The organism is Mycobacterium sp. TH-M103 (assembly GCF_057473785.1).
Genome location: NZ_JBYCLG010000214.1, coordinates 1 through 17,885, shown reverse-complemented (window position 1 = coordinate 17,885; position 17,885 = coordinate 1). Strand labels below are relative to the sequence as shown.

General features: G+C 68.9%; 18 protein-coding genes and 2 pseudogenes. 10 read left to right on the top strand and 10 right to left on the bottom strand.

Going from position 1 to position 17,885, the window contains the following annotated elements; all coding sequences use genetic code 11:
* Positions 1–28: 28 nt before the first annotated feature.
* The 4 genes from AC2VOR_RS12285 to AC2VOR_RS12270 all read left to right on the top strand — a co-directional run bounded on the left by AC2VOR_RS12285 (position 29) and on the right by AC2VOR_RS12270 (position 3,924).
* On the top strand, positions 29–1,201 hold the full coding sequence (locus AC2VOR_RS12285; protein ID WP_369738678.1) for a glycosyltransferase: 1,173 nt from the start codon (positions 29–31) through the stop codon (positions 1,199–1,201).
* 137 nt (positions 1,202–1,338) lie between these two features.
* Positions 1,339–2,325 carry a D-2-hydroxyacid dehydrogenase family protein gene (locus AC2VOR_RS12280; RefSeq protein ID WP_486963869.1) on the top strand — a complete coding sequence of 329 codons (987 nt, stop codon included), beginning with the start codon at positions 1,339–1,341 and terminating at the stop codon, positions 2,323–2,325.
* A gap of 53 nt (positions 2,326–2,378) precedes the next feature.
* Positions 2,379–3,158 carry a metal ABC transporter ATP-binding protein gene (locus tag AC2VOR_RS12275; protein ID WP_369738677.1) on the top strand — a complete coding sequence of 260 codons (780 nt, stop codon included), beginning with the start codon at positions 2,379–2,381 and terminating at the stop codon, positions 3,156–3,158.
* 4 nt (positions 3,159–3,162) lie between these two features.
* Positions 3,163–3,924 carry a metal ABC transporter permease gene (locus AC2VOR_RS12270; RefSeq protein ID WP_369738676.1) on the top strand — a complete coding sequence of 254 codons (762 nt, stop codon included), beginning with the start codon at positions 3,163–3,165 and terminating at the stop codon, positions 3,922–3,924.
* Here AC2VOR_RS12270 and AC2VOR_RS12265 read toward each other — a convergent pair.
* Positions 3,914–4,597 carry a class I SAM-dependent methyltransferase gene (locus tag AC2VOR_RS12265; protein ID WP_486963868.1) on the bottom strand — a complete coding sequence of 228 codons (684 nt, stop codon included), beginning with the start codon at positions 4,595–4,597 and terminating at the stop codon, positions 3,914–3,916. The genes AC2VOR_RS12270 and AC2VOR_RS12265 overlap by 11 nt on opposite strands.
* 1 nt (position 4,598) lies before the next feature.
* Positions 4,599–5,534, bottom strand: a complete 936-nt coding sequence (locus tag AC2VOR_RS12260; RefSeq protein ID WP_369738675.1) for a universal stress protein — start codon at positions 5,532–5,534, stop codon at positions 4,599–4,601.
* A gap of 173 nt (positions 5,535–5,707) precedes the next feature.
* Between AC2VOR_RS12260 and AC2VOR_RS12255 the strand changes: the two genes are divergently transcribed.
* The gene (locus AC2VOR_RS12255; protein ID WP_369738674.1) at positions 5,708–6,673 is read left to right on the top strand and encodes a cation diffusion facilitator family transporter; all 966 of its coding nucleotides are present in this window, start codon (positions 5,708–5,710) and stop codon (positions 6,671–6,673) included.
* A 16-nt stretch (positions 6,674–6,689) separates the two neighbouring features.
* Here the strand turns inward: AC2VOR_RS12255 and AC2VOR_RS12250 are convergent.
* Positions 6,690–6,845, bottom strand: a pseudogene (locus AC2VOR_RS12250) (multicopper oxidase domain-containing protein); the annotation flags it as partial.
* Positions 6,846–6,998: 153 nt separating this feature from the next.
* Here AC2VOR_RS12250 and AC2VOR_RS12245 point away from each other — a divergent pair.
* Complete coding sequence (locus tag AC2VOR_RS12245) at positions 6,999–7,646, top strand: hypothetical protein (protein ID WP_369738673.1); 648 nt, start codon at positions 6,999–7,001, stop codon at positions 7,644–7,646.
* Between the two features lie 34 nt (positions 7,647–7,680).
* Here the strand turns inward: AC2VOR_RS12245 and AC2VOR_RS12240 are convergent, their stop codons facing one another.
* The 5 genes from AC2VOR_RS12240 to AC2VOR_RS12220 all read right to left on the bottom strand — a co-directional run bounded on the left by AC2VOR_RS12240 (position 7,681) and on the right by AC2VOR_RS12220 (position 12,040).
* Positions 7,681–8,016: a DUF732 domain-containing protein gene (locus AC2VOR_RS12240; RefSeq protein WP_369738672.1), complete on the bottom strand. Its 336-nt coding sequence runs from the start codon at positions 8,014–8,016 to the stop codon at positions 7,681–7,683.
* A 350-nt stretch (positions 8,017–8,366) separates the two neighbouring features.
* A complete protein-coding gene (locus AC2VOR_RS12235; RefSeq protein ID WP_369738671.1) occupies positions 8,367–8,690 on the bottom strand; it encodes a DUF732 domain-containing protein in 324 nt (107 codons plus the stop codon).
* Positions 8,691–8,894: 204 nt separating this feature from the next.
* Positions 8,895–9,749: an MOSC domain-containing protein gene (locus AC2VOR_RS12230; protein ID WP_369738670.1), complete on the bottom strand. Its 855-nt coding sequence runs from the start codon at positions 9,747–9,749 to the stop codon at positions 8,895–8,897.
* 30 nt (positions 9,750–9,779) lie between these two features.
* Positions 9,780–10,802: a cobalamin B12-binding domain-containing protein gene (locus AC2VOR_RS12225; RefSeq protein WP_369738669.1), complete on the bottom strand. Its 1,023-nt coding sequence runs from the start codon at positions 10,800–10,802 to the stop codon at positions 9,780–9,782.
* Positions 10,790–12,040, bottom strand: coding sequence for a PP2C family protein-serine/threonine phosphatase (locus AC2VOR_RS12220; protein ID WP_486963866.1), 1,251 nt, complete (start codon positions 12,038–12,040; stop codon positions 10,790–10,792). The genes AC2VOR_RS12225 and AC2VOR_RS12220 overlap by 13 nt, the downstream gene beginning before the upstream one ends.
* 275 nt (positions 12,041–12,315) lie before the next feature.
* Here AC2VOR_RS12220 and AC2VOR_RS12215 point away from each other — a divergent pair, with 275 nt between their 5' ends.
* The gene (locus tag AC2VOR_RS12215; RefSeq protein WP_369738667.1) at positions 12,316–13,359 is read left to right on the top strand and encodes a class I SAM-dependent methyltransferase; all 1,044 of its coding nucleotides are present in this window, start codon (positions 12,316–12,318) and stop codon (positions 13,357–13,359) included.
* Positions 13,360–13,394: 35 nt separating this feature from the next.
* On the opposite strand, the pseudogene AC2VOR_RS12210 reads toward AC2VOR_RS12215, so the two are convergent.
* Positions 13,395–13,656, bottom strand: a pseudogene (locus AC2VOR_RS12210) (FAD-dependent oxidoreductase); the annotation flags it as partial.
* A 257-nt stretch (positions 13,657–13,913) separates the two neighbouring features.
* Here AC2VOR_RS12210 and AC2VOR_RS12205 point away from each other — a divergent pair.
* Positions 13,914–15,203 carry a L,D-transpeptidase gene (locus tag AC2VOR_RS12205; protein WP_369738666.1) on the top strand — a complete coding sequence of 430 codons (1,290 nt, stop codon included), beginning with the start codon at positions 13,914–13,916 and terminating at the stop codon, positions 15,201–15,203.
* A gap of 10 nt (positions 15,204–15,213) precedes the next feature.
* Here AC2VOR_RS12205 and AC2VOR_RS12200 read toward each other — a convergent pair whose 3' ends face one another.
* Positions 15,214–16,023 carry a DUF1906 domain-containing protein gene (locus tag AC2VOR_RS12200; RefSeq protein WP_486963865.1) on the bottom strand — a complete coding sequence of 270 codons (810 nt, stop codon included), beginning with the start codon at positions 16,021–16,023 and terminating at the stop codon, positions 15,214–15,216.
* A gap of 116 nt (positions 16,024–16,139) precedes the next feature.
* On the opposite strand from AC2VOR_RS12200, the gene AC2VOR_RS12195 reads away from it, so the two are divergent.
* On the top strand, positions 16,140–16,814 hold the full coding sequence (locus AC2VOR_RS12195; RefSeq protein ID WP_486963864.1) for a cutinase family protein: 675 nt from the start codon (positions 16,140–16,142) through the stop codon (positions 16,812–16,814).
* Between the two features lie 177 nt (positions 16,815–16,991).
* A partial coding sequence (manT, locus tag AC2VOR_RS12190) for an MMP alpha-(1->4)-mannosyltransferase (RefSeq protein ID WP_486963863.1) occupies positions 16,992–17,885 on the top strand: 894 nt, incomplete at its 3' end.

The following is a 17,885-nucleotide window of genomic DNA, read 5'->3' as shown; positions in this document are numbered from 1 at the left end:
AGTCGAGCACACGAGGCGGTTTGCACGCATGAAAGTCGTACTGGCGGCCTACGGAAGCCGCGGTGACATCGAACCCGGCGCCGCCCTCGGTCGCGAGCTGATGCGCCGAGGACACGACGTGACCATGGCCGTACCGCCGGACATGCGCAGCTTCGTCGAGGCCGCCGGGCTCGTCACCGCCACCTACGGCAGGGACACCCGCGAACGGATGAACGCGGCCGCCAACTTCGTCCGGCAGGTCGACAACCCGCTCAGCGCGCTGCCGCAGCTCATGGAGGAGCTTCTGCAGGTCGCGGCGGAGAAGACCACCGCCTTGGCCTCGCTGGCGGCGGGCGCGGACCTCCTCCTGGCGGGCATGAACGAGCAGGGCATCGCCGCCAACGTGGCGGAGCATCACGGGATCCCGTTCGCCGCGCTGCATTTCTTCCCGGTGCAGCTGCAGCCGGCCGGGGGGGTGCTTTCGAACTTGAAAACCCAGGCCGAGATGGCCCAGCGCGAGTCGCTGGGCCTGCCGGAGACCCCCCCGGGGGGTTCGCTGGAGATCCAGACGTACGACTACCTCTGCGCGGCCAAGCTGGCCGACGAGTGGCGCGAGGCCGACGCCCAGCGGCGTCCCTTCGCCGGTTCGCTCACCCTCGAGCTGCCGACGGACGACGACGAGGACGTGCTGTCCTGGATCGGCCAGGGAACGCCGCCGATCTACTTCGGGCTGGGCAGCACGCCGATCGATTCCGCCGCCAACATGGTCGGCATGGTCAGCGCGGCCACCGAGCAGCTCAGCGAACGGGTGTTGATCTGCAGCGGGCCCAACGACTTCACCGGGGTCCCGCATCCCGACCACGTGAAAATCGTCACCTCGGTCAATCACGCTGCCGTGTTCCCGTTGTGCCGCGCCGTCGTTCACCACGGGGGCGCCGGCACCACCGCCGCGGGCATGCGGGCCGGGGTTCCCACGTTGATCCTCTGGCTCTGGCTCGACCAGCCGATGTGGGCCGACGCGGTCGTCCGGCTGGGCGTCGGATGTGAGAGGCAGCTTCCGGCCACCACGGTGGAGACACTCGTCGAGGACCTGCGACGCATTCTGACCCCGGAATACGTCGCGAGGAGCCGAGAGCTGCGCACGCAGATGACCGAGGCCCCCAAGAGCGTCGCCTACGCCGCGGGTCTGCTGGAAGAACTGGTTGCCCCCGCAGAGGCCTAGCGGCCGCCGCGCAAACTGGCCGATCCGCTGGCCCTCCGCGCCGGCGGCAGCGCGGAGGCCTGGTGGACGTCCCGCACGGTTGAGCCAAGTCGACTAGGCTGTCGCCCAGCATTTTTCGGCTCGTGACGGGAGACTGCATGCAGCGGGTGGCGATACTCGACGACTACGCCGGCGTGGCCCTCGACGTCGCCGACTGGTCGTCGGTGCGGACCCGCTCCCACGTCAGCGTGTTCGACCGCCACCTCTCCGAGGCGGAGGCCGCCGAGGCGCTGCGGCCGTTCGACGTGGTGTGCACCATGCGGGAACGGATGGCCTTCCCGCGCGCTCTTCTGGAGCGGCTGCCGAACCTGAAGCTGCTCACCATCATCGGCACGAGCCTGCCGAACCTGGACATGGCAGCGGCCACCGAATGCGGTGTCGCGGTTGCCCACTCGGACTTCGCCAACCCGCGGTTCCGGTCGGTGCGGGACGCCACACCGGAATTGGCGTGGGGCCTGATGATCGCCACCGTGCGCAACCTCGCCGAAGAGCATCGGCGCATGCGTGGCGGCGGCTGGCAGGCCACCGCGGGTATGGCGCTGTGGGGCAAGACGCTGGGATTGCTCGGCCTGGGCAGGACAGGCCGACGCATGGCCGGGTACGCGAAGGCCTTCGGGATGGACGTCATCGCGTGGAGCCAGAATCTCACCGCGGAGCAGGCGGACGCCGCCGGCGCCCGACGGGTGGAGAAGGCGACGCTTTTCGGGGAGGCCGACGTCGTCTCGGTCCACCTGGTGCTCTCCGAGCGCACGCGCGGTCTGGTCGGTGGGCCCGAGTTGGGCTCGATGAAGCCGCAGGCCTACCTGATCAACACGTCGAGGGGCCCGATCGTCGACGAGGCGGCACTGCTTGCCGCGCTCGAATCAGGGCGCATCGCCGGGGCGGGCCTCGACGTCTATGACACCGAACCACTTCCCGCGGACCATCCGCTGCGGCGGCTGCCGAATGTGACGCTGTCTCCGCACCTCGGGTATGCCACCCGCGAGATGCTGGGGGCGTTCTACGCGGACACCGTCGAGGCCGTGGTCGCGTGGCTGGACGGGGCGCCGATCCGCATCGCCAACCCCGAAGCGTTGCAGCGCTAGTGAGGGCCCCCTGTGGCGGTTTTGCTGAGGTATGCGACGCCGCCGTCGCCGCAATGGCATACTTCACGTGGTGTTTCGCCGCTAGGAAGGGTGCGTCGTGGTTCCGCAACGAGACCTGGTTCGCGGCAGTGCCGCTCGTTGACGACTTGGTGCTGCGGGTAGCCGGCTTGACGGTGACGCTCGAGGGCCGCACGGTGCTGGCCGACGTGTCCTTCGGTGTGCGGCCGGGAGACGTCCTGACCATCCTGGGCCCCAACGGCGCGGGCAAGACGGTATTGCTGCGCACGCTGCTCGGCACGGTGCCCCATGACGGATCGGTGATTTGGAAGCAGGGCAGCCGCATCGGCTACGTCCCGCAGCGGCTGCCCTACATCAAGCACGTCCCCCTGTCGGTCGCCGACTTCTTCGCGCTGAAGCAAGCCGTCAAAGCCGACGTCTGCGGAGCACTCGCCACCGTGGGGCTGCCCGCGGCGCTGGCCAACCGGCGGATCGGCGATCTGTCGTCGGGGCAGTTTCAGCGAGTCCTGATCGCCTGGGCTCTTGCCGGCGATCCCGACGTGCTGTTGTTCGACGAGCCCACGACCGGAGTGGACGTCGGTGGCGAAGAGACCGTCTACGCCCTGCTGGCGAGGCTGCATCGCGAACGGAACCTCACGATGCTCATCGTCACCCACGATCTCGCGGTCGTGCACCGGCTCTCCTCGACGGTGCTGTGCCTGAACCAACAACCGATCTGCCAAGGGGCGCCGTTGTCGGTGCTCACGCCGGAGAATCTGCGGCGGCTGTATGGGGCCGAGGTCAAGTTCTACGAGCACAAGCACAAGCACGAGTAGGGACATGCAGACTTTCGTTCTCAGCTTGATCGCCGGGACCTCCATCGGTGGGGCGGCCGGCTATCTCGGGTCGCTGATGTTGAGCCGCAACATGGCGCTCGTGGCCGGGCCGCTCGGGCATCTGACGCTGCCGGGAATCGCCCTGGCTCTGCTGTGGGGCTTCGACGTCTCCCTCGGGGCCTTCCCCTTCGTCATCCTCGGCGTCGTCGTCATCTGGCTGCTCGAGTTGAGAACGAAGCTGCCGATGGAGGCGCTGACGGCCGTCGTGTTCGCCTCCGGCGTGGCCGCCGCGTTCTTGTTTCTGCCGATCGACCAGGCCGAGTCCGCGCTGGTCGGCGACATCGCCAAGGTCGGCGTGGGTGACACGGTAGTGGTCGCGCTCTCTTCGGCGGCGGTGATGGTCGCGGTGTATCGAGCATTCCCGAAGCTCGTGTTGGCCAACGTCTCCGAGGAACTTGCCGCCGCCGAGGGCGTCAACGTCAGGCGCTACAGCCTGCTGTACCTGTTCTTGATCGCGGTCGTCGTGGCGCTCGGCGTGAAAATGGTGGGCGGGCTCTTGACGGCCGCACTGGTGGCCATTCCAGCGTCCGCCGCGCGGAACGTCGGAAGAAACCTGACCCAGTACACGTTCGGCGCGGCGGCGATCGGTGTGGTGTCGGCGGTGGCCGGAATCGTCCTGTGCCGGTTCACCGGTTTCCCCGCGGGGCCACTGGTCGTTCTGGTGAGCACCGCGGCGTTCCTCAGCACGTTGCCCTTCACCCGCTGACGCAGGTCCCGCCGCCCGCCTGCTTGTCGATGACGAGCACCTGCACGGCGCCTAGCCAGGGGACGCCACGACCCAGCGCGGCGGCGAACCGCTCCAGGTGATGCAGGAGACCGGGGCGCGCCGCCGTGAACAGCTTTCCCGACAAGCGGATTCGGCCATGGCGGCGGCCGAGGTGTCGCAGGCGCCGCCGCGTAAGGAAGGTGGCGGTCGAGTACGGGATACGACGCCTCGGCCGGTCCAGCAGTCCCCACAGGCTGCGCGGATTCAGCGCAAGAACGACGATCCGGCCGCCGGGCCGGGTGATGCGCGCCAGCTCCGCCAGGGCCGCCGCGGCGTCGGTGAACTCCAGCGTGGCAACGGCGAGCGTGGCGTCAGCGACAGCGTCCGGCAACGGCATGCGCGCGATGTCGGCGCGCACGAGGCGTCCGGGGGCCCGGGCGGCGGCCACCGCAAGCATCGCGACCGACTTGTCGATGCCCAGGACGCGGTGACCGTGACGCCCGAGCGACTCCACGAGGCGCCCTGTGCCGCAGCCGGCTTCGACCACGAGTCGCCCGGTCCCGATGCCCGACAGGGCCTCTCGGACTGCCGCCAGTTCGACCGCCCACGCGTGAGCACCCCAGGGCTTGTCGAACCAGGCGTCATAGGCGCGGGCCCCGGCCGTCGCGGTCAGTTCATCGGCTTTCGGTTGTGTGCGCGCCCGGACGAGGCGTGCGGGCGACGATCACCGGAATCTGGGCGGCGTTGACCACCGTCCGGCTCACCGAACCGAGCAGCATACCGGGCAGCGCGGTGTGGTCGTGGCTGCCGACGACCACAAGCTGGGCGGTCGATGCCTGCTCGAGCAGCCGCGGTGTCGGCCGGTCGCACACGACGACCTGGTGCACGTCGACATCGGGGTAACGCTCCCGCCAACCGCAAAGCCGTTCGGCCAGAGCCTCTTCCTCACGGACCTCGATGTTGCGCCACTCGATAGGTGCCCAGTTCATACTCGCGAAGTCAAGCGGCCCCATGTCGTTCCAGGCGTGCAGCGCAACCAAGCCCACGCTGCGGCGCGACGCCTCGTCGAACGCGATCGCGGTGGCCAACTCCGAGGCAGGCGACCCGTGGATGCCCACCACCACCGGCGCCCGGGAGGGCGGTGAGGTGTGCGGTTCCTCGTCGTGGATCACGCCGACCGGGCAGTGGGCGTGGTGGACCAGTCCGGAGCTGACCGAGCCCAGCAGGAAATGGGTCACCGCGCCCTGGCCCCGGCAACCCACCACTATCATCTCGGCTCGCCCGGACAGGTCGACCAGCGCGGAAACCACCGGCGCGTAGAGCACCTCCCCGGTGATCTGCGATGCGCGGTCGGACGACGTCGCCGCGACGGCGACCCCGCGAGCCTCCTCGACGATCCGGCGCGCCTGCTGTTCCTGATGCCGCGGAAAGCTCGACGGCGAAGATGGGTCGACCCACGGTTCGATGGGAGTGACCGCTGGCGCCACGACGTGGACCAGATGTAGGGGCACGTCGCGGATCTCGGCATCCCGCGCCGCCCACTCGACCGCCACGGTAGACGACGGTGACCCGTCGACACCTACCACGATTCCGAATTGTTGAGCTGACATTCGGATGTTCTTTTCCTGAAGCCCGTTCTCGGACGGTCAAGCGGATGCCATTTATCTTAGGCCGCGCCGCGGATTTGAGCAGGAGGCTTTGGTCCCTAACCGGGTCGCCTGAAGTTGCACGCATAAGGGTGTGTGCATAAGTTACTCGGTGTGATCGCGGTGGGAGCGGGTCGGTGAGCGCGAGCCATTCGCACGCGCACGGGCATGCCTCGGCGAACAGCGATCGGCGCTGGCTGCTGGGCGCACTGCTGGTGATCGTGGCCTACATGGTCGGCGAGGTCGCGATGGGCCTGATCGCGCGGTCGCTGGCTCTGATCTCCGATGCCGCGCACATGCTCACCGACGCCGGCTCGATCGCGTTGGCGCTGTACACGATTCGGCTGGCGGCGCGTCCCGCGGCGGGGTTCATGACCTACGGGTGGAAGCGGGCCGAGATCTTGTCGGCGCAGGTGAACGGTTTGACGCTGTTGCTGTTGGCGGCCTGGTTGGCCGACGAGGCGATCCGCCGTCTCATCCATCCGCCCCAGGTCACCGGCAGCCTGGTCCTGATCACCGCGCTCGTCGGTATCGGGGTGAACGTGGCGGCGACGTTGATGATCAGTCGCGCCAACCGCACCAGCCTCAACGTCGAGGGCGCGTTCCAGCACATCCTCAACGACCTGTTCGCATTCGTCGCCACCGCGATCGCCGGCGTGATCATGTTGCTGACCCAGTTCTGGCGGGCGGACGCCATCGCCACCCTGATCGTGGTCGCCTTGATGGCGCGGGCCGGATTCGGTCTCATCGCCGCCTCCGTGCGGGTCTTCATGGAGGCCGCGCCGAAGGATCTCGACCCGGCCGCGGTCGGCCGGGCCATGGCCGACTGCGACGCGGTGGTCGAAGTGCACGACCTGCACATCTGGGAGATCACCTCGGGTTCCCCCGCCCTGTCCGCGCACGTGTTGGTCGAAGACGGGATGGATTGCCACTCCGTCCGCGTCGACCTGGCACGGCTGCTCGACGAGGAGCACGGCATCCACCACACCACCCTGCAGCTCGATCATGCCGGCGGCGGCGACGCCGAGCGCGATCAGTCCGCGCCTGCACCGCACTGCGAGGAATCGCACGGCCCGGTGCACCGGTCCCCCACCGCCCCCTGACGGGGCGCCGCGGCCGTCACGCCGTGTTGAACAGCGTCATCGACCCGTAGTCCAGTGAATCTGCTGGTGGCAGCGCATCAGCGACAGGCCGGGGCGGCCGGCGACGAAGTCGACCTCCGTGTACTTGGTAGCCGCCGAGCATCGCGACGGCTTTGCGTGGTCCGCTGGTCGGCCGGCGACCCCGACACCGCTTCTAGGGCCTTCGGACTCCTCATCGCGGTCCCTAAGGCACGCGCGTGCGTGTCCGACGGCTCTCGTTTGCAATCGTGCCAAAAGGGAAATATCAGCGTCAGAACTTGCCCCATCGCCCTCAGGAAGGCCCACCATGGCCACGACCAGCCGTCACCGCGCGCCGGTGCGTTCCCGACACCACGGCGGTGACGGTGTGTCGGCCAAGCCGGCCAGCTACCACCGCCAGGAGCTGATCGCGGCGGCGAGTGGCGCCGTGTTGGTGGTGGTCATCGGGGTGCTGTCGGGTTGGGCGCACTACAGCCTGTCGAATGCGAACCCGGCGTCACCGCGGGCGGCGTCGGCCGCGCCCGCGACCGGAGTGGCGGAGCCGTTGACGTCGTCCCAGCCGGGCGGGCAGCTGCAGGGGTGGCTGACGCAGGCCGAGCCGTCGATCGATGAGCTGATCGTTGCCCGGCGCGCGGTTACCGCCGCCGCGGCCGCCGGCGACGTCACCGCGACGGGGGCGGCCTGCCGGAGCGCCGACGCCTCCGTCGCCGGTGCCCAGCGCCACCTGCCCAGCCCAGACCCCGAACTGAACATCGCGTTGCAGCAGGCGATCGACAACTACCGCGTTGGGCTGCGGCACTGCGTCGTGGGCGTGCAGAACCGCGACGGCGGCGAGATCGCGTACGCTGCCAGCTACCTCGATCAGGGAAACGCGGAACTTCGCGCGGGACTCGCCATCATCGAGAAGGACCTGCGCGACACGCAACCGCGGGACCCCAGTGTCTTGACCGTGTAGGCGCGCCCGCGAATTTCGTTGCGGGCGAGGATGATTACTCTGGGCAGTAATTTGATTCTGCGGCACTTACCATCGACGTGACGTCGGGAAACGTGATGGTTCTGGAGCCCAGAGCGGAATGGATGTCCTGGCTGATGGAATCCGGTGTTTTGCCGTCCTTGCGGTCGGCGCAGATCTGCTTACCCAGGGCAACGATGGCGGCATCCTCGCCCACCGGCCACGTGAAGCCCAGTCGGTGCATCTGCGTCAGGAACGTGTCCTCGGAATCATCGGCGGCGGCGTCGGCCTGCGCCGGCGCAGGATTCGGCAGTAGCGCAATGCCGACGAATACAGGCGCGCAGAGTGCGGTCAACCGGCGCAGTAAAATCATCGGAGCACACTCCTTTCTTCCGAGTTAACAAATGGTACACAGTCGGGTTCCTGAGCGCGGCGTGTATGTGACCCATCCCACCCCGGCGTAACTTTGCTGTAATTTCGGGCTGCACTACGTGCAACGGATTTAACACGGTAGGGGTTGCCCTGGACGGTGGTCGCCGTATTTGCCGAGTCGGTCGGCTCGGCCGGGCGCACCGTGGGGACCGGGCCGCGGACCTGGGCGAAGAAAGGTGACCGGCAGGTGGCTGGGCGATGAACTTATCGTCTCCGCAGATGTCACCGCCGGCGACCGGCGCCGCGGGTGCGCCGACCGTGGAACGCGCTGAATCGGTCAACCCAAAACAGTTACTCTGGGCAATAGTTTGATTCTGCGGCACTTACCATCGACGTGACGTCGGGGAACGTGACGATTTCCGGGCCGAGGGTGGAATGGATGTGATCGGCGATTTCGTCCGGAGTTTTGCCGGCCGTCCGGTCGGCGCAGATTTTGCGTCCCAACGCCACTATTGCGGAGTCCTCCCCGTTGGGCCATGTGAAGCCGAGTGTCTGCATTCTGGACAGGAATGCGTCGTCGGCGGCATCGGCGGCAGCGACCGCGGCACCGGGCATCAGAACAGCGCCGATTATCACCGGAACGGCCAGCGCGATCAGCCCGCGAGGCGAAGTCATGTCAATCGGTCCTTTCCGTTGTTGGCGTTGACGCTACAGTCGGCCGGAGTGCGCCGCACAGTCAGGAATTCAAAGAGTTTCGTATGTCCGCGGCGTTTTGCCGACCCCATTGGCGGTATCGTCGCAGAGAGTCGACGCTGGGGAAATTCACGCGAATTCGAGGCTGGGGATACCGAAAATTCCGGAGGCGAACATCTCCTGGTGTCAGCCCGTCCGTACCACCGCGTCGCCGGGGACGAGGACGCCGGGCTCGACGACCTCGAGGTATGCCCCCGCACAGGGCCGCTGAGCTTCCGAACCGCTTGTCCGAACCCGATTCTCGGCTCCCGGAGTGCGAAGCGCCTGGGGGGCGAGTGGGAGCGGTCCGTGCTCGAGCGTGGGAACCACGCAGCGCGGTGTTGCCTCGATGACCCGCAACCGCGCCGCACCGACCGTCAACTCCGATCCGGCCCAATCATTTTCGGCATAAGGCCGGTAGCCCGGTGGCGTTGCGATCACCACATTCGGCCGGTAACGCAGCGCCTCGACACCGATGTGCGCCAACGTCGCGGTGGTGATCGCGTGCAACGGCGCATCGTCGGTGAACGACTCCCCCGGGGTCGCCTTGCCGATCTCGAGGACGATGCCCTCGACCTCGGCGTCCAGCCCCAGGGCGAGCAATTTCTCGGGGTCAGGGCGTTCCACCGTCGCGCCGGGGTCGCGCCGGCTGATGAGCCGGACCGCCCGGCCCAACAGCCGCGACAGCAGTTCGTCCGCCTGCGGATCGTCGGCCGCGACGCGAGTCCCGTCGGGAAAGACGATGCTCACTCCCCCGGCGTCGCCGCGGGCGGTGCATTGCAGGAGCCCGCGCCAGAGCCGGGCCTGCTTGGCGCTGGCCACGTGCCCCGTCGCGGCATCGAGAAGGGCCAGCCGCCGGTCCCCATCGGCGCCTCGCTCGTCGACGAACAGCCGGTCCACGGACTCGCCGAGCATCGACTTCACCGGGTAGCGGCACAGGCTGTCGACTTGCATCCGCGCCGGGGCGCGGCCCGTGCGGGTCGTCGGATCGGCGGCGGCCATGGAGACAACTCTAGGCGGGCCCGCCCGACCTCAGCCGGTGGCGAAGTGGCGACGGATCAGGTCCAGACTCAACGGGTAGTCGCGCAGCGTGTCGGCCAGCGCCCCGGTCAGGTCGGCGACGGCGGGAACGGATTGGACGCCGCGGTGGGCGAGCAGGTCGGCCAACCAGGCCGCCGTCTGCGACACCGGCCGTGGATCACCGGTGAGCAGGGCCGCCGACACGGCGTGCAGGGTTTGTGGGAGCGCGTCGCGGGCCACCGCACGCAGCGCGGCCGACGAGCCGGCGTGCCGGCGATCCGAGGTGATGGCCCACCCGCGACGCAGCCCGTCGACGAGGCGCTGATGATTCAGCTCCAGAGCGGCCTGTTCCTGGGCCGGCGCCCCCGGCAGCGGTGCCACGGGCGGTACCGAGAGCGGCAGGTTGTCCACCGCCTCCACCGCGCTGCGGGCGTCGGCCGCCCATGCTGTCGCTCCCAACGCGGTCGCGCGCAGACCGTCGTCGCCGAATGCGGCGCCGCCGACGACCACCGGGACCCCGGCCGAGGTGGCGGCCTCGATGAGTCGTCGGGTGGTCGGGACCGCCCCCAGCATCGAACAGCTGACCGCGACGGCTTCGGGGCCGAGGTCCTGGACGTACTGGCTGACTCGCTGCGGCGTGGTGGCCGGCCCGAGTTGCGTTGTCTGCCAACCGTCAGCGCGCAGCGCGCAGCCGATGATCGTGGCCGGCAGGGAATGCCACTCCCGCTCGGCGCAGGCGACGATCACGTGGCCGCGTCGCACGGGGACCTGCGCTATCCGGCGCGCCACGATCTCGGTGGCGGCCATGGCCATCGCCGTGGCTGCGTGCTCCTGTGCGACCGACCACTCCCCCCGCTGCCACCGTCGGCCGATCTCGCGCTGGGCGCTCACGACCAGCCCGGTGAGGATGTCCAGCGGCGCGGCTCCCTGCTCGAGAAGGGCTTCCACGAGCGCGAGCACCGCGGCCCTGTCATCGGCGGCCACGGCAGTTTCATACTGCTGCAACGCGTCTGACGCGACCGTCACCTGCCGCATGTGACCGCGAGCAATGCCATGTCATCGTGGCGGCGGCCGTCGAGATACTCGATCACGTCCTGTTCGACCGCCTCGCAGATGATTTCGGGTGACGCCCCGGCGTAGGTGGGCAGGAGCGCGTGCAGCCGCTCCGTCCCGTACTGGCCGTCGTCGCCGCGTGCCTCATCGATCCCGTCGGTGAACAACAGCATCGTGTCGCCCCGGTGCAGCCTCAGCGACACGGCGCCGTATGCCATCTCGCTCACCACTCCGGCCGCGGTCCCATAGACCTCGGCCTGCTCGACCCCGCCGTCGGCGCGCACGATGATCGGCGCCGGGTGTCCCGCAGTGGCCAATTCGACGTCGGCGTGCGTCCCGTCCGGGTTCGGCCGCACCCGCGTGCACAGCACTGTCACGAACGGCATCGAAATCGATTCGTCCAGCACGCTGTTCAGGGCGGCGAGCACCGCCGCCGGGCGCCGATCGAAATACGCTGCGGTGCGCAGGCTTTGGCGGGCGCATCCGGTCAACGCCGCCGCTTCCACGCCCTTGCCGCACACGTCGCCGATGGCGATGAGCCAGTCGTCGTCGCGACCGCTGACCTCGTAGAAATCGCCGCCCACGTCGAGGTGTTCGGCCGCGGCGCGGTAGCGGGCGGCCACGCGGACACCCGGGATCTCGGGCAGGCTCGGTCGCCGCAGGTTCTGCTGCAGCACCGACGCGATCCTGGCCTGGTCCTCATACAGCCGGGCCGAGTCCAAAGCCAGCGCGGCGCGGCCGGCGACGAGTTCGGCGAACGCGACGTCGTCGGGATCGAATCCCGCGTTGGCCCGCCGCAGCAGCACCAGCGCACCGAACGTGCCGCCGCGGGCGGTGAGTCCCAGCCCGAGCACCTCGGCCGGGGTGAGGTCCATCGCCGACGCGTGGAACGGCTGGATGGGGACCAGGCCCGAGAGCTCGCTGCCCACGAGCTGTTCGGTGCGGCCCGTGTGCAGGATGCGGCCCAGCGGCAGGCCTTCGAGCGTGGCCCGCCGCAAGACGACCCCGCCGGAGTCGGCGGCGCCAACCGCGACGAGCTCGCCGGTGCGACCGTCGGGCATGACCACCATCGCCCAGTCGGCCAGCCTGGCCTCGATGAGGGTGATCAGGCGCAGCGCGCTGCGGCGCAGGTTCAGCGATCCGCCGAGGTCGAGGGTGATCTCTTCGGCCAGGTGAGCGCGGACGTCGGGGGGAGAGGGGTGAATCTCCGCGTCGTTCACGACGCGTGTTTCCTTGAACAGCATCGGGTGCCGACTCTCTTGCCGTTAGGCAGTGCATGTCGTGGTCCGGCGCAGGGGCACGGTCACGTGGATGGGGGCTGTCGGCTCAACCAGGTGGCTCCAGCCTACGCAATTGCTCCCCGCGGCACCCGGCGGCAGGCCGCCGACCCCGGAGAACTGCGGTTTCGAGGATGCGCAGGCCGGCCCCGGCGATGCCGGGCGGCTTGCTGCCGCCCCGGTGTGCGATCGCGCACCCGGTCCTGTAGAAGAGTCTCGTGGAGGAGCCGAATCCCCGATCGTTCGATCCGCCCTTGCTGCGGGACGCGGTGGCGCGGCGGCTGCATCGCCGAGCGGTCGCCGAGGGCCGGCTCAGCCTGCCGGCCGTGCCCGCCCTGATCGACGAGTACGTCCGCATGTGCGGACAGCTGTTCGCCGGGGTGGGCGTGGAGTACACGGCAGAACAGTCCGCTCAGCTCAGGAGTGTGCTGGAAGCCGAGCTGGCGAAGGGCTACCGGGCCTCGCCCCGCTCGAACGTCGTCGTCACCTTTCACAGCCCCTTCGGCACGACGCTGAACTACCGCGTCAAAGCCGAATGGTGGACGCTCGAAGCCGACTACGACCACTGGGTCGAGACCCGCCCGGCGCCGCTGTTCGGCAGCGAACCCGACGCGCGGGTGTGGGCGCTGGCCGGCGAAGCAGCCGATCCGGCGGCGTGCCGGGTGCTCGACCTCGGCGCGGGAACCGGGCGCAACTCCCTGGCGCTGGCGCGACGCGGTCACCCGGTGGACGCGGTCGAGATGACGCCCAAGTTCGCCGAGATCATCCGCATCGAGGCCGACAAGGAATCGCTGGGCATACGCGTGATCCAGCAGAACGTCTTCGCGGCCATGGAGGATGTCGACTCGCAGTATCAGCTGATCATCGTCTCGGAGGTGGTTCCCGACTTCCGGACGCTGTCCCAGCTGCGTGAGGTGTTCGAACTGTCCGCCCGGCTCCTGGCGCCCGGCGGGCGCCTGGTGCTCAACACCTTTCTGGCGCGTGCGGGCTACACCCCCGACGACGCGGCGCGGGAAATGGGCCAGCAGTGCAACACCATGATCTTCACCCGCGACGAGGTGGTGACCGCGACGGCCGGGCTCCCCCTCGAACTCGTCGCCGACGACCCCGCCTACGAATTCGAGAAGACCCATCTGCCCGGAACCGCCTGGCCGCCCACAGGGTGGTTCGAGGGGTGGGCGCGGGGCCTGGACGTGTTCGACGTCGAGCCCGAGGATTCCCCGATCGACCTGCGTTGGCTGGTGTACCAGAAGACGGGCTGAGCGCCGGGACCCACTCAGGCCGAGGCGGTCAGCCCGCTGGTGGCGGGCCCCTCCAGCTCGAAATATCCGCCGCGGTCCAGGATCGGGATTCCGTGGCCAGCACCAGCCGGTCCGCGGTGAGCTCGAACTTATGCCGCGCGTAGTTGAGGACTGGACACGCACGCCCCGCCTGCGCACGGACACCCGCCGCACCCGGGCGTGCTCGACCAGCCGCCCGCCGCGGCTGCCCAGCTCCACGACCAGCGAGTCCAGGAACGGCATCGGGTCGAACTGTGCCTGTTCGGCCAGCCGCACGCCCCGTGGTAGAGGTTCGGCGCGTTCGGCCAGCCACAAGGAAGTTATCGCGGGCTGATACCCCGGCCGCCCCGCGGGAAAACGCGGCGCGTCGCGTGGTGAAAACATCCGGTCGGACCCAATACAATTCGGCGAGCTCGTCGTCGGGCGCGAAGCCGGGACCGGTTTCGGAATGCACGTCCGGGGATACCTGATGGACGACCTCGGCGGCGGGTGTCGGCATGACCCGGTGACCAAGACCAGCAAGGATTCGGCAGCCCATGACATCCGAAAACAGCGAACAGCTCGTTCGCCGCATTCTCGGCATCGACTGGCCGCGCCGATTCATGCTTGCCGTGTTCGTCGCGGTCGCGGTCGTGGGCGCGGTGCAGCTCACCTCGTCGCCGGCGGGCTGCCCGAGCGGGGGCTGCACGCGCCACGAGGCCTCCGTGAAGCCCGCCGAACCGGCGCGGGTGAGCATCACACCGCGTGACGACGCCCGCGACGTCGACCCGGTCGGGCACGTGATGGTCAAAGCGGACGCGGGCAGGCTGACCGAGGTGCGCATGGTCAACGACGCCGGCAAGCCGATCCCGGGGGTCATGACCCCCGACGACGTCGCCTGGAAGCCCACGGTCCCCCTGGGGTACGGGCGCACTTACACACTCACCGTCACCGCCCGCGGATCCGACGGGGTCGACGCCACGCAGGTGTCGTCGTTCTCGACGCTGCGTCCCTCCAACCAGACCAAGGTTTACTTCGAGCTGACCTCGGAGGCGCCCCTGCAGGAGGGCGCCACCTACGGTGTCGGGACGGTCGTCGTCGCCCACTTCGACGAGCAGATCGCCGATCGGGCCACCGCCGAGCGGCATCTGACGGTCACCACCGACCCGCCGGTCAAGGGGTCGTGGTTCTGGGTCGACGGCCAGAACGCCCATTGGCGGCCGGAGCACTACTACGCACCGGGGACGACGGTCACCGCCAAGGCCGACATCTACGGAATCGCCATGGGCAACGGCATCTTCGGGCAGGAGGACGAGCGGGTGTCGTTCCGGATCGGCGACGCCCACGTGTCCATCGCCGACGATGCCACCAAACAGGTCAGCGTCTACGACAACGGCAAGCTGGTCCGCACGATGCCCACCAGCATGGGGATGGGCGGCACCGAAGACGTCGGGGGCAAGACCATCTATCTGTGGACGCCCCCCGGGATCTACACCGTGCTCGGCAAGGGCAACCCGGTCATCATGGACTCCTCGACGTTCGGGCTGCCCAAGAATTCCCGGCTGGGCTACCGCGAGACCATCCACTACGCAACCAAGATCAGCATCGACGGAATCTATCTGCACCAGCTCAACGCGACCGTGTGGGCCCAAGGGCACCGCGACACCTCACACGGATGCCTGAACCTCAACGCCGACAACGCGAAATGGTTCTACGACTTCTCCGTGCCGGGCGATGTGGTCGAGGTCCGCAACACCGGCGGGCCCTCGTTGACCCTGGCGCAGAACGGCGACTGGACGCTCGGCTGGGACCAGTGGCGCAAGGGCAGCGCCCTGAACTCCAAGTGAGTCGCGACCGTCAGCGGCCGAGATCCCATTGGCCGTAATCGGCTGCGAGGACGTCGTCGACATCGACGTTGATCCCGCCCAGCAGCGGACCCGGACTCGACGGGCTGTTGACCACGGCCTGATAGAGCACCGCCATGGGTTCGCGTTGCCCGTGCGACCATGCCTTCGTCTGCCAGGCCCACCGGTGCCCCGCGGTGCTCGAACTGCCGATCACCCCGTCCCGGATCGCCCAGCCGCAGACCGGGTAGCTGCCGTAGACGCCGGTGCGGCCGACGCCCAGCACCGAGTTGAGTCCGTGAAACCAGTTGAGCGCCACATCGTTCCAGGTGCTCGAGTCGATGTCTTCGTCGACGCTGAAGAAGATCGGCGCCGACGGAGGCCCGCCCGCCGCGGTGTGCAGCTGCAGGGCGGTCTGCGCGTCGGCCACGCCGCCGTCGTAGCCGCGGGTGAAGTCCGAAGGCGCCCCTGGCCAAGCGGGCTTGCCGTATTGGTAGTTGCTGACGATGTGCAGGCCCACCGCGCGCAACGCGTCCGCGTACCCGCGGGTCAACGGTTTGGCCTCGAAGTGCGCGCCGGGCCGCTGCTCGGAGACGTAGTTGACCACGCCGTTATAACCCGCCGCCTTGATTTCCTCCGGCGCGATCCGCCGCTCGGCGAAGTCGATCAGCTTGACATCGCCGGCCGACGCGGCCGGCGCGTGCAGCGTGGCGGCGGCCGCACCCGCGCCCAGTAGGACCGGTGTGACGGCGAGCTTGAGGACGTCGCGTCGTGAGAACGAGCGCGCGTCGTCCGGTCCGCGCGGGGCGGCCGAATCGTGCATCGCGCGATGGTAACAAAGCCCGCTGGACCGCCGGGCGGGCCGAAACCGACGCCCGCGACGGCGCGGAGTGCGCGCTACGGCTTGTGGGCTGGCCGCGCATCGTTTTGAATTCTGTTATGGGTATCCGGCTCGCCCGTCGGTCGGTCGTCGCGCTCGCGGCGGCGCTGATGTCGGCTGCGATCGTGCTGCCGTCCGGGGCGCCGGGCGCCGCCTGGCCGGCCGCCGCGGCAGGTTGCCCCCCGGTGCAGGTGGTGTTCGCCCGCGGACGTCTGGAACCGCCTGGGACGGGCGCCGTCGGCAACGCGTTCGTCGACGCGCTCAGGTCGAAAACCGGCAAGGACGTCGGCGTGTACGCCGTGAACTATCCCGCCAACACCGAGGTGGCCGTCGGCGCCAACGACATGAGCAAGCACGTCCGGTACATGGTCGACAACTGCCCGAACACCAGGCTGGTGCTGGGCGGCTATTCGCTCGGCGCGGCCGTCACCGACGTAGTGCTCGCGGTGCCTTTCTCCGCGTTCGGCTTCGACGACCCGCTCCCGCCGGACGCCGGCCAGCACGTCGCCGCCGTCGCCTTGTTCGGCAACGGGACCCAATGGATCGGCCCGTTCACGAACTTGAGCCCGGCGTACGGCGACAGGACCATCGAGCTGTGCCACGGGGACGACCCCATCTGCAACCCGGCCGACCCGCACACCTGGAACGACAACTGGCCGCAACACCTCGCGGGGGCATACATCAAGGCCGGCATGCCCAACCAAGCCGCGGACTTCGTCGCGGGCAAACTCTGAACGCGCGCAGCGGCGGCCGCCTCGGCGTCGTCCCGGGTACGCGTTGCGTCGTTTAGCTGTTCGAACTATAGTCTGGACACATGTCCAGTTTGCTGTCGTGGGGTTATCGGGTGCGTTGATGGCGATGGAGTGGGGGCTGCCCGTCCGTGGTATTCCAGCGGCGGATAAGAGTTGAGTATGCGAATTGCCCTGCTGTCCTATCGCAGTAAGGACCATTGCGGCGGACAGGGCGTCTATGTGCGCCATCTGAGCCGCGGATTGGTCGACCTCGGGCATGAGGTCGAGGTGTTCTCCGGCCAGCCCTATCCCGAGCTGCTCGATCCGCGGGTGCGGCTGACCAAGGTGCCCAGCCTGGACTTATACCGCGAACCCGACCCGTTCCGGGTGCCCCGTCCCAGCGAGATCCGGAGCTCGATCGACCTGCTCGAACTGCTCACCGTGTGGACGGCCGGCTTTCCCGAACCGCGGACGTTCACCCTGCGGGCGGCCCGGCTGCTGGCCGACCGGGTGAACGATTTCGACCTCGTCCACGACAACCAGAGCCTAGGCACCGGGCTGCTCAGGATCGCCGAGTCGGGTTTGCCGGTGGTGGCCACCGTGCACCACCCGATCACCCGCGACCGCGTGCTCGACCTGGCCGCCGCGCGCTGGTGGCGCAAACCCCTGGTGCGTCGTTGGTACGGCTTTTTGGACATGCAGCAGGAGGTGTCGCGCCAGATCCCGGACCTGCTGACCGTCTCGTCGTCGTCGGCGGCGGACATCGTCACCGACTTCGGCGTGGCCCCCGAGCAACTGCACACGGTGCCGCTCGGGGTGAACACCGACCTGTTCAAACCGGGATCGGCCCCGCGGCGGCCCGGGCGGGTCATCGCCATCGCCAGCGCCGACACCCCGCTGAAGGGGGTTCGCACCCTGCTGCACGCGGTGGCCAGGTTGCGCGTGGACCGCGACCTCGAGCTGCGGCTGGTCGCCAAGGTGGAGCCCAACGGCCCCACCCACAAACTCATCGCCGAGCTCGGCATCTCCGACATCGTCCACATCACCAGCGGGCTGTCCGACGCCGCGCTGGCC